General features: G+C 69.7%; 19 protein-coding genes and 1 pseudogene. 10 read left to right on the top strand and 10 right to left on the bottom strand.

The annotated features are described in order from the left end of the window. Window positions 1-48: 48 nt before the first annotated feature. Window positions 49-1,395, top strand: a complete 1,347-nt coding sequence (locus VH326_RS03610) for a patatin-like phospholipase family protein (RefSeq protein WP_329630428.1) — start codon at window positions 49-51, stop codon at window positions 1,393-1,395. A gap of 38 nt (window positions 1,396-1,433) precedes the next feature. On the opposite strand, the gene VH326_RS03605 is transcribed toward VH326_RS03610, so the two are convergent. The 4 genes from VH326_RS03605 to VH326_RS03590 form a co-directional block, all read right to left on the bottom strand. Continuing rightward, the gene (locus VH326_RS03605) at window positions 1,434-2,066 is read right to left on the bottom strand and encodes a lytic transglycosylase domain-containing protein (protein WP_329630427.1); all 633 of its coding nucleotides are present in this window, start codon (window positions 2,064-2,066) and stop codon (window positions 1,434-1,436) included. Next, window positions 2,054-2,647: a S26 family signal peptidase gene (locus VH326_RS03600; protein ID WP_329630426.1), complete on the bottom strand. Its 594-nt coding sequence runs from the start codon at window positions 2,645-2,647 to the stop codon at window positions 2,054-2,056. Before VH326_RS03600 ends, VH326_RS03605 begins: the two co-directional genes overlap by 13 nt. Then, window positions 2,628-2,852, bottom strand: coding sequence for a helix-turn-helix domain-containing protein (locus VH326_RS03595; RefSeq protein WP_329630425.1), 225 nt, complete (start codon window positions 2,850-2,852; stop codon window positions 2,628-2,630). The genes VH326_RS03600 and VH326_RS03595 overlap by 20 nt, the downstream gene beginning before the upstream one ends. Before the next feature lie 157 nt (window positions 2,853-3,009). Beyond that, on the bottom strand, window positions 3,010-3,330 hold the full coding sequence (locus tag VH326_RS03590) for a DUF736 domain-containing protein (RefSeq protein ID WP_329630424.1): 321 nt from the start codon (window positions 3,328-3,330) through the stop codon (window positions 3,010-3,012). 436 nt (window positions 3,331-3,766) lie between these two features. Between VH326_RS03590 and VH326_RS03585 the strand changes: the two genes are divergently transcribed. Both VH326_RS03585 and VH326_RS03580 read left to right on the top strand, forming a co-directional pair. Continuing rightward, window positions 3,767-4,219 (top strand): thermonuclease family protein, encoded by a 453-nt coding sequence (locus tag VH326_RS03585; RefSeq protein WP_329630423.1) that lies wholly within the window; start codon window positions 3,767-3,769, stop codon window positions 4,217-4,219. Beyond that, window positions 4,216-4,428: a hypothetical protein gene (locus tag VH326_RS03580; RefSeq protein WP_329630422.1), complete on the top strand. Its 213-nt coding sequence runs from the start codon at window positions 4,216-4,218 to the stop codon at window positions 4,426-4,428. Before VH326_RS03585 ends, VH326_RS03580 begins: the two co-directional genes overlap by 4 nt. Window positions 4,429-4,759: 331 nt before the next feature. On the opposite strand, the gene VH326_RS03575 is transcribed toward VH326_RS03580, so the two are convergent. From VH326_RS03575 to VH326_RS03555, 5 genes are all read right to left on the bottom strand, one after another. Next, entirely contained in the window at window positions 4,760-6,616 is a 1,857-nt protein-coding gene (locus tag VH326_RS03575) for a ParB/RepB/Spo0J family partition protein (RefSeq protein WP_329630421.1), read from the bottom strand. A 124-nt stretch (window positions 6,617-6,740) separates the two neighbouring features. Beyond that, on the bottom strand, window positions 6,741-7,205 hold the full coding sequence (locus VH326_RS03570; protein ID WP_329630420.1) for a DUF2958 domain-containing protein: 465 nt from the start codon (window positions 7,203-7,205) through the stop codon (window positions 6,741-6,743). 2 nt (window positions 7,206-7,207) lie between these two features. Beyond that, window positions 7,208-7,480, bottom strand: a complete 273-nt coding sequence (locus VH326_RS03565; protein WP_329630419.1) for a hypothetical protein — start codon at window positions 7,478-7,480, stop codon at window positions 7,208-7,210. Beyond that, window positions 7,477-8,622, bottom strand: coding sequence for an ArdC family protein (locus tag VH326_RS03560; RefSeq protein WP_329630418.1), 1,146 nt, complete (start codon window positions 8,620-8,622; stop codon window positions 7,477-7,479). The genes VH326_RS03565 and VH326_RS03560 overlap by 4 nt, the downstream gene beginning before the upstream one ends. A gap of 665 nt (window positions 8,623-9,287) precedes the next feature. After that, on the bottom strand, window positions 9,288-9,635 hold the full coding sequence (locus tag VH326_RS03555; RefSeq protein WP_329630417.1) for a DNA -binding domain-containing protein: 348 nt from the start codon (window positions 9,633-9,635) through the stop codon (window positions 9,288-9,290). Here VH326_RS03555 and VH326_RS03550 point away from each other — a divergent pair. Beyond that, window positions 9,634-9,888 (top strand): hypothetical protein, encoded by a 255-nt coding sequence (locus VH326_RS03550; RefSeq protein ID WP_329630416.1) that lies wholly within the window; start codon window positions 9,634-9,636, stop codon window positions 9,886-9,888. The two genes, VH326_RS03555 and VH326_RS03550, sit on opposite strands and share 2 nt — an antisense overlap. A 33-nt stretch (window positions 9,889-9,921) precedes the next feature. On the opposite strand, the pseudogene VH326_RS16025 reads toward VH326_RS03550, so the two are convergent. Next, window positions 9,922-9,984: pseudogene (locus VH326_RS16025) on the bottom strand (hypothetical protein); the annotation flags it as partial. A 356-nt stretch (window positions 9,985-10,340) separates the two neighbouring features. Between VH326_RS16025 and VH326_RS03545 the strand changes: the two are divergent. The 6 genes from VH326_RS03545 (at window position 10,341) to VH326_RS03520 (ending at window position 13,733) form a co-directional block, all read left to right on the top strand. Next, window positions 10,341-11,084, top strand: a complete 744-nt coding sequence (locus VH326_RS03545) for a LuxR family transcriptional regulator (RefSeq protein WP_329630415.1) — start codon at window positions 10,341-10,343, stop codon at window positions 11,082-11,084. A gap of 75 nt (window positions 11,085-11,159) precedes the next feature. Next, a complete protein-coding gene (locus VH326_RS03540) occupies window positions 11,160-11,771 on the top strand; it encodes an acyl-homoserine-lactone synthase (protein ID WP_329630414.1) in 612 nt (203 codons plus the stop codon). 15 nt (window positions 11,772-11,786) lie between these two features. After that, window positions 11,787-12,653: a phytanoyl-CoA dioxygenase family protein gene (locus tag VH326_RS03535; protein ID WP_329630413.1), complete on the top strand. Its 867-nt coding sequence runs from the start codon at window positions 11,787-11,789 to the stop codon at window positions 12,651-12,653. Then, on the top strand, window positions 12,650-13,258 hold the full coding sequence (locus tag VH326_RS03530; RefSeq protein WP_329630412.1) for a GntR family transcriptional regulator: 609 nt from the start codon (window positions 12,650-12,652) through the stop codon (window positions 13,256-13,258). Before VH326_RS03535 ends, VH326_RS03530 begins: the two co-directional genes overlap by 4 nt. 98 nt (window positions 13,259-13,356) lie before the next feature. Next, on the top strand, window positions 13,357-13,473 hold the full coding sequence (locus VH326_RS03525) for a benenodin family lasso peptide (RefSeq protein WP_329630411.1): 117 nt from the start codon (window positions 13,357-13,359) through the stop codon (window positions 13,471-13,473). A gap of 143 nt (window positions 13,474-13,616) precedes the next feature. After that, complete coding sequence (locus tag VH326_RS03520; protein WP_329630410.1) at window positions 13,617-13,733, top strand: benenodin family lasso peptide; 117 nt, start codon at window positions 13,617-13,619, stop codon at window positions 13,731-13,733. Window positions 13,734-13,771: the final 38 nt, after the last annotated feature.

The raw sequence follows: 13,771 nt of genomic DNA, 5'->3' as shown, positions 1-13,771 counted from the left end.
TTGGGGGACAATGTGCGGACCATTCACCAAGCCCGGGAGTGCGCAACGATGCGATTTCTGACCTTGCTGCTCGTGCTCGCGGGACTGTCCGCGTGCAGCCATGCCATGCCTGCGCCGCCCCCGCCGCCGCCCGCCGCCTGCCCCTTGACCGGTTATCCGATCAGCGTCGGGGGCGGCGAGAACAAGCTGCTATTGCAGCTGACCCGGACCGTACCGACCCTCGACAGGGTGTTACCGGGTCTGCTCAGTCCGCCGGGTGTTCGTTTGCTATCGACCGATCGCGACCGCGTCCTCGTCATGAGCGGCGGGAGCATGCACGGTGCGTTCGGCGCCGGGTTCTTTCGCGGTTTGCCGGCGATCCCCCAATATCGCGTCGTGACCGCGGTGAGCACCGGCGCGCTGCAAAGCACTTTCATCTTCCTTGCCAATCAGCCGCAGGTGCGCTCGACTAGTCCGGCCTATTTTCGGGGCGATCCTCTCCTCGGAGAGCCAGGCTCGAGCTATCTCGCCGACAACGCGCTTGCCTATAAGATTCAACGCGAAGGCGACCTCCTGAAGGTCGGCAGTCTCAGCTATGTCGGCGCGGCGGCGCGCGGTTCGCTGGCGACGTTTGCGCCGCTCCGCGCGTCGCTGCTGCAGTTGATCACGCCCGAGGTGCTCGACCAAGTCGCCGACGAGGCGATCAACGATCACCGCTCGTTGCTGGTCGGCGTCTCCAATCTCGACGACGGCATTGGCTACGCAATCGACATGACCAAGCTCGCAATCATGACGAAGAAGGAAACCGATCCCTCCATCCGGCGGGGCTATGCTCGATGCTATGCCGAGGCGTTGATCGCCTCGGCGACGGTTCCGCCAGGCGTTCCGCCGGTCACGCTGACGGTGAACGGCCAGACTCACTCCTTCATGGACGGCGGCGCCAAATTCGGCGTGTTCTTCCAGCAGATCGACGCAGCGGTCGACAAGCTTCCGGCGATCGACATCGACCTCGTCATCAACGGCAAATTGTTCCAGGGACCATGGCTCAACAAGGACGGTACACCCGTCACCCGATGGTCGATCGTCAATTACGGGCTGCGGGCGGTCGATCTGCTCGAAACCGAAGTCTACCGTTTTTCGGTGAGCGATGTGCGTCGCTGGGCGTTGACGAAGGGCCGACTGCGCGTCGCGTTCATTTCAGGCGACGGATTGCAAACCGTCCAGGGCGACCCCGACGAATACCGGCCGCGCTACGATCCTAAGGGTCCGACCTGTGCGGAGCGACAGGTTGCTGAGCGGCGCACGCTCAAGCCGCAGGAATTCTACCCGGCCTATATGCGCTGCTTGATCGACTACGGCCAAGCGCGCGGTGAGGCGCAAGACTGGAATCCGGTGTCCGCGCTCAACCACCCGTAGGATGGGTGGCTACGCCCCGAAACGCGCGCCACTAGCGGCTACCGGCCGCCGCCGACCGCAAACAAAACGCCAGCTTCGCGTGGCCGCAGGGTGTCATCCCCAGCAGCGGTCGGTGCGGAGGATTCGTCTTTGATTGCGAAGATCGAGCGTGGCACGGCGGGCGCGACAATTGCGATGCTCGACCTTGCACGGGGCGGGCGGACTCCGGCTCGCGCGGCGTTGGCAACGTAATTGACGGTCTCGACCGGCAATGCCGAGCGGCCGGCGAGATAATCGCCGTAGCGCCCGGGGCCGGCATTATAGGCGGCGAACAGGCCGGGATAGCCGAACCGGTCGTACATCAGCCGCAAGTAAGCGGTGCCGGCGAGGATATTGTCATGCGGATCGAACGGATCGCTGCCCAGGCCGTAAGCGCTGCGCATCGCCGTCCAGGTGGTGGGCATGAGTTGCATGAGCCCCATCGCGCCGGCGCGGCTGACGATCTTGCGACCGTCCAGCATCGTGCGGCCGGCGCTTTCGGCGTGCATCACGCGCTCGATCCAGGCGACCGGCACTCCGAACCGCACCGATGCCTCGGCGACGAACGACCGCCAGTCGGCAACGCTTTGGGCGCGCGCCGGCGACGCGACAACGAGCGCGAGCGCCAGCGCGCCGAGCCTTAGCGGAGCCATAAAGCGGTCGCCTTGCCGATAACGTCGCTACGCCGCGTCGGCCCGAAATAGCGCCCGTCGAACGAGTCCGGGGCGCCCGACATCAGCAGCAACAGCCTGTCGGGCCCGAGCGTCACGCAGCCCTCCCACCACGGCAGCGGGCGCCCGGCGCGGTCGGCCTGTCGGCGCGTTACCGCATCGAAACCGTTGACCGTGATCGTCGCGCCGAGTGCGCAGATGCGGTCGCCGGTCATCGCGGCGACGCGTTTCACCAGCGGCACGTTCGCCGGAACATAATGCCGAGCAGCGGCGAGCGCGCGCGCGGCGATCGGGGTTCGCGCGATCACCATGTCGCCGCGCGTGATCGCCGCGCCCGGCGCGACCCGATATAGGCCGAGCGGCGCGCTGGCGCTCGCGTTCCACACCAGCCGTGGCGCCACCGGCGCCGCGATCGTGGCGATCAAGGCGGCGCAGGCGGCGCCGAGTACGGCGCCGCGCAGCACCAGCCGGCGGCGGCGGACGCGCGCGGCGCGGTCGGCGCGCAGCGCCTCGCCCCAGGCGAACAGCGGGAGCTGGCGCGGCTCAACCACGGCCGCCGCCACGCTTGGTCGCGTCCGACCAGGCCTCGATATCGTCGATATGATAATACCAGGCGCGACCGTGCAAGCGGCACGCCGGCCCCCTGCCCTCGACCCGCATCCGCTTGAGCGAGCGCGGCGCGAGGCCGAGATGGAACGCGGCCTGCTTGGCGGTCAGAAAAGGGCAGGTCTCGCGCGCATGCTGCGCGCGGGCGGCGGTGTCGTCCATCGTTGGGGTCCGTTCGCGCGGTCACCCGATTGCGCCGCAGCGGTCCCCAAATGACCGCAGCGTGATGCTGCCGGCAGGGTCGAAAACCGACCCGCGCGTTTTCGACCCGTTGCCGGGATGCCCCGCGCGCCGTGCGGCGCGCGGGGTCCGGGGCGGCTCAGTCGGCCGGGTTCCAGATGATGGCGAAGGCATCGTCGTCGTCCTGGCCGGCGGCGCGGCCGAGATTGGCGTAGAGCCGGCGCGGCCCGAATTCGGGCGCGGCAAGACTCAGCGACACATAGTCGTTGCCGGAAGTCTCGCTGACCCGGTTCCACCCGGCGCCGACCTCGACCCCGCCCGACACGACCCGGTAATCGGGCTGGCGGTCGCCGCTCTTGCGGGTGTTGGGCAGGATCTCGATCTCGGTGCGGATCGACAGCGTCTTGAGCTGACCCTTGAAGCCGTTTCCGTCGCGGCTGACATATCCGATGGCTGGCATTGTTCGTCTCCTTGAAAGTCTCGACCGGACCCTTTTCCGGCCGATGGCGCGACCAAAGGGATGGCCGGACGCACCGCGCGAACCGCCAGGCCGCAGCGCAGCGGAGGACCGGAGCCAGGGGCTGATTTGTGCGCGCAAGCGCCCGCGAGGAGATCGCCATCGGCGGGCGGGGAAATCAGTGCCGCCGCGATGGTTTCGCGCGGGGCGTGGCCGTTCCAGGTCAGGCGCTTGAGGAGCCGAAAAAGGTACCGGTTCGATGCAGAAACCGGACGAACTGCTGCTGAGGATACAAGGCTCGCGGCAACGATGCGGGGCCGGCTCGACCCCCTCGCAATCGCCGTCGCGCGATCGATCCTGTCGCCACCAAGCTGCCACGATCGCCAGACCGTCATCAGGGCTGGCGCGGCCGGTCGCCGCGCGCCAAGAGGGTCACGAGATGAGGCCGACACCGTCGCTGACCCCGCGCTGGATCGTAAGCGCTGCGCTGCTGCTGATCGCCGCGGCGCCGTCCGAACAGGCGCAGATACGCTACGTCACCGACGGCGACACGTTCCGCCTGACCACCGGCGAACGCATTCGCATCGCGGGCATCGACGCCCCGGAAACGCACGCCGAGCAGGCCAGATGCGCCGCCGAAATTGCACTCGGCGACGCCGCCGCCACCCGGCTGCGCGCGCTGCTCGACGATCGCAGCGTCGGCATCGAGCGGGTCGGCCGCAGCTACGACCGCACCGTCGCGCGCGTCACGCTCGACGGGCGCGATCTCGCCGCGATGCTGGTGGCGGACGGCGCGGCGCGGTGGTGGCCGCGCGGCGCGCCCAAGCCCGATTGGTGCGGCACCGCGCGCGATCGGCAGCCACCCGCGCCGCGCCGAGGCCGGCGCGGATGACGACGTTGGCCGAGCAGGTACGCGGCTTCGTCGCGCGGCTTTCGCCCAATCCGGTGTGCGACGGCTGCGTCGCCGAACGGCTCGGGCTGACCGCGCCGGAGCGCGCCAACGAGGCGATCCGCCAGCTTGCCGGGAGCGACGGCTTCGAGCGCCGTCGCGATATCTGTTCGTTATGCTTCGGCGAAAAACTGGTGACGCGCCGGCGCTGACGCGCGACGGCCCGAAAACCGCGCCCGGGCCCGTTCGGGGCCGGGCGCGGCGTCGCGCTCCGTCACAACGCGCAGCGGCGCCGCCCCAGTCGAGCGACAGTCCATCGTCGGCGATTGCCTCGACACAGCAGTCGCGGTCGCGGGCGGCAAGCGCGCGGCCAATGGTGATCGATACCCGGGCACGGTCGCCACGCCGTTTGTCTTCTCCGCCGCGCGCCCGGGCGCCGTCAGGCGCGCGGGCGCGCGGCCCGGTCTCAATGGGTCCGAGCCGGCGCTAGCATCGGCGCACGGCAACGCGCGGGAGCAGGGCTCCCGCGCGCGCCTCATGCCGTCACGCGGCCAGCCGCTCGTCTTGGTCGAACGCCTCACCCCCGGCGTCATCGCCGCCGACATCGTCGGCGCCGGCGCCGCCGGCGAACGCGGCGGGACCGGCGGGGTCGGGATCGCGGTCGATCCCGGCGTCGGGGTCCGCCGTGGCGGCCGCAACCCTGGCACTCGCCTTGACCGTGCCGACCCCGCCGCGCGGCGTATAGGCGCTCGGCGGGAACGCCATCCAGCGCGGCACCCAATGCTCGACCTTGTCGCGCCCGCCCTCGCCGTCGAGATGATCGGTGACGATGCGCTTCAAGGTCTTGCCCTTCTCCTTGGCGTTGGCGCTGGCGACCGTCTCGCCCGCCACCTCGGCGACCATCGCGACCAGCACCTCCTTGTCGCGGACCAGATCGAGGAACGCGGTGTCGGCCCGCCAATAGTCCGCCATGTCGATGCCGAGCGTCGCACCGGCGACCTCGACCGCGCTGCTCCCGGCTTGCAGCGTTTCGCCCATCGCAACCGCGACGACATCCATCACGCTCGCGTCGGGCAAGTCGAGCAACCGCATGAACAGCCGCACCAAGACGTAATCGTCGCCATTGCCGCCGGTCACCGTGGGCGCTTCCGGGTTCATCCCGAGAACGCCGAGCGCTGCACGGCGGCGCTCGTCGAACCGCGTTTCGCCGACACAAGTCTCGACGCTCTCGCGGGTTCCCTCGTCGCGCGCGGCTTGCGGCTCGCGGCGCACCGACCACAACGGCGACCCCGCAACCAGATGCGCCACCATCAGGCGCAACGCGACACCGGGATGGCCGGTCAGCGCCGCGCGCACGGCGGCGTGACGGTGGAGATCGACATAGGTCTGTCCCGCCGCCGTGATCTCGGGCCGCTTGGGCTTGTCGGCGGCGGTCGCGCCGCCGCGCGCGGCGCGCACCGCTTCGCGGCGGCTGACATAGCCTTCGTGGACCGTCACCTCGCCCGACGCGCGCACGTCAAAATAGACGCGTCCGCCCTTGCGCTTGCCCGCTTTGTCATACTCCCACGACGAAAAATATTCGCTGGGCGGGACGACCACCGCATCGGCCCATCCGGCGTCGATGAACGCCGCGCGGCGCGCGTCGATTTCGGCATTCTGCGCGGTCCAGAACGCGTCGCTATCGGCAAAATAGGCGTCCTCGCCGAACAGATCGGCAACCGTCGCCAGCCCGCTCGCCGCCACGTCGAACAGCGCATGCTTGACCGCGATCGACTGCCCGCCGAACAGCCACGCCTTCAGCTGATGCCCGGTCGGCACATAGGCATTGTCGTCGGCGGCGAGCGCCAGCCATGCCTGTTGCTGGCGCTTGCTCGCGAGCGTCAGGTGGCGGACCGTCACGCGGTCGATCTGCTCGGCGGCATACATCCGGCGGATCGCCGGGAGCAGATTGCCGAGCGCGAGGATACGGCGCACCGACAGATCGGCCAGCCCGAACGTCGCGCCGATATCGTCGACGCTGCGGCCTTCCTTGACCAGCCGCGTGAAGGTCGCCCATTGCGTCACCTCGTCGGCGTCGCGCCGCGCGATATTCTCGATCAGCGAGGCTTCGACCGCGTCGGCGTCGTCGCCGTCGTCGAGCACCGCGCACGGCAGCGGCTCGGCCTCGTCGCCGCCCGCGCGGCGCTCGTCGGCGACGATCTTCGCCGCCGTGAAGCGCCGCGCGCCCGCGACCACCTCATAGCCGTCGGGCGCGCAATTGGGGCGCACGAGGCACGGCTGAAGCACGCCGCGCTGCCTGACCGAGGGCAGGATGTCGGCAACGTCGGGCGCTTTCCTGGCGTAGCGCATGTTGCTCGTGCTGATGACCAGCTTGTCGAGCGCGATAAATTCGAGTCTCATGGTCTTGCTCCTTCGTGAGTGCCGGTCCCGTCATGCTTGGACAGTGCGGCGGGACCGGTTTGGTTTGCGGGCGAACACGCGCCCGCGCGTCAGGGAACCCATCAAGCAACGTTGACGGGAACCCTCAGCCGCCCCCGGGGTCCGGGGGCGGAAGCGGGTCGGGATCGGTGTCGCGATCCAGCAAGGCGAGCGCCGCGCGAAACTTGGCGTCGAGCGGACGCAGCGCCGCCGCCGCGTCGAGGATCGATCCGGCGGCGCGCGCCATGTCGGCCCAGACCGACAGCGGCACGAGGCTCGCGAACGACAGGTCGCGTTCGATGCCGAGGCCGAACGGCAGCCGCACGGCGGTGAGTTCGGCGAGGCTGAACGAGCCGAGTTCGGGACAGCCGAACCCGAGATCGGCCAGCCCGAACAGCGTGTCGCCGTCGCTGTCGAGTTCGGTCGCGAGCCACGTCGCCGCGCCCACCGGATTGAACAGCTTGACCAGCGGTGCGGGGTCGGGTTCGTGCGCGTCCGCCGCTTGGGCGGCGCGCCGGGCTTCGGCGTTGGCGCGCAACGCGGCACGCAGGTCGGGGGTGAGCAATTCCATCGTCACACATCCTTCGGGGCGAAGAGGTCGAGCTGATTGCGGGCGTTCAGATCGAACAGGCCGAGATCGCACGCGCGCTGCGGCTTTTTGGGCTCGAGCGGCGCTGCGGCGCGCGCCGCGAGCCGCTGCGCATTGCTGATCGGCACGACGCCGGGAACCAGCGACTGCAAGCCGATCGCGGTCGGCTCGACCGCGAAATCGCAACCGGTCGGCTCGCCCGCGAACGCGCCAGCCGACGGCGCGGCGGCGGGCGGCGTGACGGCGGGCGCGGTCATGCCGCGTCCTCGCGCTGCGCCGCGTCGCGCGCGGCATGTCGCGCGAGCAGCCAGTCGGCGGCTTTGCTGGCGGCGGACGCGGCGCGGAAGATCGCACGACTGTCCTCGCGCAACACCGCCAGCCAGGACCCGAGATAGTCGGCGTGGCGCACGGTCGGCGCGATCCCGAGCGCGGCGCACAGGAACGCCGATCCCATCTCGGCGACGAGTTCCTCGCGGGCGTAATCCTTGCTCCCGAACGCGTTGACCAGCTTGCGGTCGAGCCGCGCCGGGTGCCCTGTCGCGTGGGTCAGTTCGTGCAACGCCGTGCGATAATAATTGATCTGCTCGAAGAACGCGGGCTGCGGCGGCACCTGCACGATGTCGAGCGCGGGCACGTAGAACGCCTTGTCGCCGCCGACATGGAACGCCACCCCGCTCGCCGCGATGACGCGTTCGGCGACGGGGACGATCGCGCGCTCGGGCAGCGGCGCGGGGTCGCGCGCGAACCCATCGGGCAGACCGTCGATCTGGGCGACGTTGAACACGGTGAAGCGTTTGAGGAACGCGATCGTCCTGGCGCGATCGCCGCTGTCGCGCGCGCGAGTGCGCTCGCTTTCGGGCGTGAAGCGGTCGGCATAGACGATTGTCGTGCCGCGCTCGCCTTTCCTGACCGCGCCGCCCGCGTCGAGCGCCTGACGGAAGGTCAGCCACGCTTGCGAGCGATAGCCGCGCTCGATCACCGCGCCCCAAAGGATCAGTACGTTGATCCCCGAATAGGCCCGGTCGCTCACCGCGTTGCGCGGGAGACCGGCGGCGGCTCCGCCGATCCGGCCCCACGGCTGCACCCACGGCACCCGCCCGGCTTCGAGCTCGGCGACGATCCGGCGAGTCACGTCGTCATAGAGGCTGGCGCGCGGTTCGCGTGCCTCGTCGTCCCGCCGCCCGCTGTGGCCAGCGCCCTGCGCCCCCGCACCGGCACCGGCACCGGCACGGGGCCGCGCGGTCGCGATCCGGCGCGCGCGCTTCGCGCCGCCGCCGTTCCGCTCGGTCGCCCCGGTCGGCGATCCCGCCGCCGTTGGGCGCTTCCCCGCACCCCTTGCGCCGCCCGCGCCACGCGCGTCGCGCGCGCCGAATGCGGGGAGTTGGGTATCGGAACGCATCGCAAGCCTCCTGCCCCGCCCCAAAAAAAACCATGGCCCCCCCGGAAAGCGGGGGTGGGCGGCAGAAGCGAACCGGAGAGTCCCGCCACGAGCGGGACCGGCACCTGGACAGGCCGGAACGACAGTGGAGGAGCCGGACGCGAAGCGACCGGCTTGCCGGGACCGCGGGCGGGCCTAGCAGGGAGCGCCGCCCACTTCCGCGCCACCGGGAGAGGCCACGACAGCGCCGCCGCGCCAGCGGCGCCGACTCATGGTCGGCGGCTCGCCGCCGACCCGCACAAGGACGGGAACCCGCGCGCAAGGCGCCGGAGAAAAGGTGCAGGGTCGGGCTTCGCGGCATCGGCCGGCACCTGTCGGTCCGCCGCGAAACCGGGCGCACCGGCCGGCGCCGGCGCGCGAGCGCCCGCGGGGCCGCGATCGGGCGCCGCACCCTGTCCGGGCGAGCGCAGCCGCCCGGCAGCGTGCGTCCTCAGCCCCGCTCCACATCGGCCGGCGCGCGCCGGCCCGCCAGCCGATCGTCACCGCCAGGCCGAGACCCGTCGGTGCGGGGCTCGGTCCCGCCGCGCCGCGGGCGGGATAGAGCGAGCGGTCGCGCGGCACTGGCCGGGCGAGGCGCCAAAACGCAGTTCGGAGTGATCCACACACGCACACGCACACGCACACGTTTACCGCCGTAGCAGCGATCGATATCCCCCTGCCGCCATCCGCTTCGCCTCCGCCGCCAGCCGCCGCACCCGCGACCGCAGCGAGTCGGAGCGCCGGCCCGCGTCGCTGGAATCGTCGCCGAACAGCACGTGCGCGATCTCGCTCTGACTGGCCCCCGCGGCGATCGCATCATGCACCCGCAGCGCGACGATCCAGCGCTCGATGCGACGATCCGCCGGATACAGCGACACCGCGAACCGCCGGGTCCGGCACAAGTCGATCAATCGTCGCAGCGGCAGGATCTTCGGGGCAGCCGACGCCAACCCGGCGAGCTCATAGTGCAGGACGACGCTGCCACCCGCCAGCATGCTCCCCGCCGCAACATCGATCCTGATACGATGCCAGCCGTCCGACAGCACGACATGTTCGCCCAATTCGTCGACCGCAACGGTCAGCCACGGCGACAGCGCCGCGGGATCGAACGCGTCGGGATCGCCGGCCGCGACCGGGCTGGCGGTCGCCCGGATCGTGCCGGGATCGAGGTCGGCACGCCAGATCAGCCGCGCGTCGGGCAGATCGGTTTCCGGCCGCTCGGCGAAAATGCAGCCCCCAATGGACTAGGCTCCCGGCGCGCGCACCGGTCGATCCGCGCGTCGCGGTGCTCGCACGGATTTGCCAGGCGATATAATCGGGATCGCGGCGCAGCCACTCCCACATCAGCCCCGCGCGATCGATGCCGCGCAGCCGGTCGTACAGCCGGGCGTCGCGCCAGTCGCGCGGGGGCGATCCCGATCGCCGCCGGATCACGGCGCGATACCTGTGCCAATTACCTCCGAAATGGAGTCCAGTTTGGTTGCGATCCCGGCCGAATATAGATCCAATATAATGGACCGCCCTGGGCTCGACTGCCAATATCGCTGCAAGCAAGCGCCTATAATTGCGCAGTTTTGGCCAACGGGTCCGCCGGCGGCGTGAGAAATCGGCGGCGGTCCCCGCAGGAGTGTGGAAGGGACGATCGCGGGACGATCGGCGGCTTGAGGCGCCACCCGCGGTCGGGACGATGCCCGATGGGCATGGCCAGGAATGCCAGGGATTTCGTCGCGCGAGTCACGGCGGCTTCGGACGCCGACGAACTCGCGGACTCGCTCGCGCTCGTCAGCGCGGCGATGGGATTCCAATATTACGCGGTGTCGCACCATGTCGACATCGTGCGCGCCGGCGGCACGGCGATCCGCGTGCACAACTATCCCGACCGCTGGGCGGATTATTACAATGCCAACGCGCTCGGCGTGAGCGATCCGGTGCACCGCGCCAGCCACGTGACCAGCATCGGGTTCGCCTGGTCGCGCATTCCCGACCTGGTGCCGCTGACCGCGCGCGACCAGCGCGTGCTTGCGCTCGGCAGCGAACAGGGCATCGGCGACGGTTTCACGGTTCCCGCCAACGTGCCCGGGGAGTCGCACGGCTCGTGCTCGTTCGCCAACGAAGCGGGGCGGCCGATGCCGGACTCGGTCTTGCCCCTGGCGCAACTGGTCGGGGCGTTCGCGTTCGAAGGCGCGCGCCGCTTGTGGTCGGTGCGGTCGCTGCCGGCCGATGCGAACCGGGTGCTGACCGACCGCCAGCGCGACTGCGTGTTGTGGGCGGCACGCGGCAAGAGCGACTGGGAGATCAGCCGCATCCTCGGCGTCAGCCAGGAAACGATTGCCTGCCATATCAAGCAGGCTTGCGAGCGCTACGACGTGAACAAGAGGACATTGCTGGCGATCCGGACATTGTTCGACGGAACGCTCACCTTCACCGACATCTTCCGCCGCTGATATCCCCCTTTTCGGGGATACCGCCACAGCGGTGTTGCGACGACCTAACCCTCCATCAACCGGAGGGGTCGCTCGATGCTGCAGTTCGTTCACAACAATCAGGACCAGGCGCCCGACAGCGTGCTTCGCGGCATGTTCGCCGCGCGGCGGGAAGTGTTCGTCGATCTCCTCAAATGGGACGTCCCGGTGCTCGACGGGAAGTATGAGATCGATCAGTTCGATGACGAGCATGCGCACTATCTGATCCTGACCGCGCCGGACCGGTCGCACCTCGCCTCGGCGCGCTTGCTGCCCACCATCCGACCGCACATCCTGGACAGCCTGTACCCCGACTTGTGCGACGGACCGCCGCCGGCCGCCAACGACGTGTTCGAGATCACGCGATTCTGTTTGGACCGGCGCTTGCGTGCGCCGGCGCGCCGCGTCGCACGCGACGCGCTTGTCCGTGGCCTGGTCGATCATGCGCTCGATACCGGGATCGCGCGCTACACCGCGATCGCCGAGCTCGGCTGGTTCTCGCAGATCCTCGCGTTCGGCTGGGACTGCCTGCCGCTCGGGCTGCCGCGCGTGATCGATGGCGCGACGCTCGCCGCGTTTGAGATCGCGATTACCCCCGAGACGCCCGCGCGCCTCGCCGCCGCCGGGATCGTCACATCCAGCGATACCGAATCGCGCCGCGCCGCCTAGCCCCGGGAGAGCATGATGACCTCGCACAACGCCGAACAGCACACCGAACAATTGCGCCGCGAAGGCTGGTGCATCATTCCCGATGCGCTGCCGGCGGCGGCGATCGCCGACCTCGACGACGATCTCGCGGTCACGTTCGACTGCACGCCGTTCTGCCGGGGCGGGTTCTACGGCGAAACCACCAAGCGGTTCGGGCGCTTGCTCGCGCGCTCGTCCCATGCCGCGGCGCTGGTCCAGCATCGCACGATCCTCGACATAGTCGGCGCGCTGCTGTCGCCCTATTGCGACACGATCCAGCTCAACGTCACCCAGGCGATCGCGATCCACCCCGGCGCGCCAGCGCAATTGCCGCATCGCGACCAGGACATGTGGGCGGGACCCAAAGGCGAGCTCGAATACCTCGTCAACGTCATCTGGCCGCTGACCGAGTTCACCGCCGCGAACGGCGCGACGATGGTCTGGCCGCGCAGTCACGGCCGACAAGCGCTGCACGCCGAACCCGATGCGCAGCCGGTCGCGGCCGCAATGTCGCCGGGATCGGCGCTGGTGTTTCTCGGCTCGGCGCTGCACGGCGCCGGCGCCAACCGGTCGCGCGACGTCCGCCGCGGCATCGTCGTGGGCTATGCGCTGGGCTGGCTCAAGCCGTACGAGAATCAATGGCTGGCGTATCCGCCGCCGGTCGCGCGGCGCTTCGCGCCCGACCTGGCCGCGCTCGTCGGCTATCGCCAGCACCGCCCCAATCTCGGCAATTACGAAGGCCAATGCCCGTCGATCCTGCTCAAGGACATCGTGCCCGACCACCTTGCCGCGGCCGATGCGCTACGGCCCGATCAACAGGCGATGATGGACAGCTATATCGAAGATCAACGCCGGCCGTCATGAACGCCGGCGCCACGGCGGAACGGGTCTACGACGCCTTGAAGCGGCACTTGCTGTCGGGCGATGTGGCGCCAGGCTGCCGTCTCGAACCGGCGTTACTCGGTGAGCAGCTGGTCAGCAGCGTCACTCCGGTGCGCGACGCGCTGCATCGCCTGATCGGCGAGCGGCTGGTCGAAACGCATAGCGGGACCGGGTTCCACCTCGTGAGCCTGAACGAACCCGATTTGCGCGACCTGTATGCGTGGAACGCCCAACTGCTGCTCGATGCCGTGCGATGGTGGCCGAACACCGCGCCGCGCACGCTCGCCGCGCTGACGACGGAGCCGATCGCGGCGACTCGCGACCTGTTCGGGCAGATCGGCCGCCTGACCGGCAACGCCGAAATCGCCGTGGCGATAGCGGCGGCGAGCGACCGGCTCGAAGCGACGCGCCACGCTGAGGCGCTGACGCTCGATGGCGTGGGCAGCGAACTTGGCGCGCTCCACGCTGCGCTCGCACGAGCCGGCCGCGCCGAGGTCGCGCGGCTGGTACGGGCCTATCATCGCCGTCGCCTGCTCGCCGTCCCGGCGATCGTACGCGCCTTGTACCGGCCGGCGGCGCCCGCGTAACAATCGCGCTATAGGATCGGTATAAAGTTCGCATAGCTGGGCCGCTTTCATACCCTTCGACGCGGCCGCCATGGTGGCGGCCGTCAAGGAGAATGATGATGAGCGATCGTGACATGATCGATCTCGGCGCGGCGAGCGTCGAGACCAAGGGTCAGACCGGCCCGAACCTCGACGAAGCCAATGGCATCGTCGTCGGCGGACTGTCGAACGACTGACCGGCCCAGGACCCGCAGCCGCGGTTGCGGGTCCACCGGGCAACAATCGCGCTATAGGATCGGTATAAAGTTCGGATAGCCGCCCGGTCGCCTTAGCCTGCTCCGCGCCGTCACACCGGCGGCGACTATGCGGGAGATGCAACATGACCGATCACGACATCGTCGATCTGGGCGTGGCGAGCGCCGAGACCAGGGGCGGCAAGGGCATGGCGCTGGACGAACAGTTCGGCGACATTCCGTTCGGCCTTTCGGCCGAGTGACGCCCCCGGACGCGCGGCGTCGCGCCGCGCGTCCGGCT

This window comes from Sphingomonas sp. (assembly GCF_036269755.1).
Classification (GTDB): domain Bacteria; phylum Pseudomonadota; class Alphaproteobacteria; order Sphingomonadales; family Sphingomonadaceae; genus Sphingomonas.
This window is presented reverse-complemented; position numbering and strand designations above follow the sequence as displayed.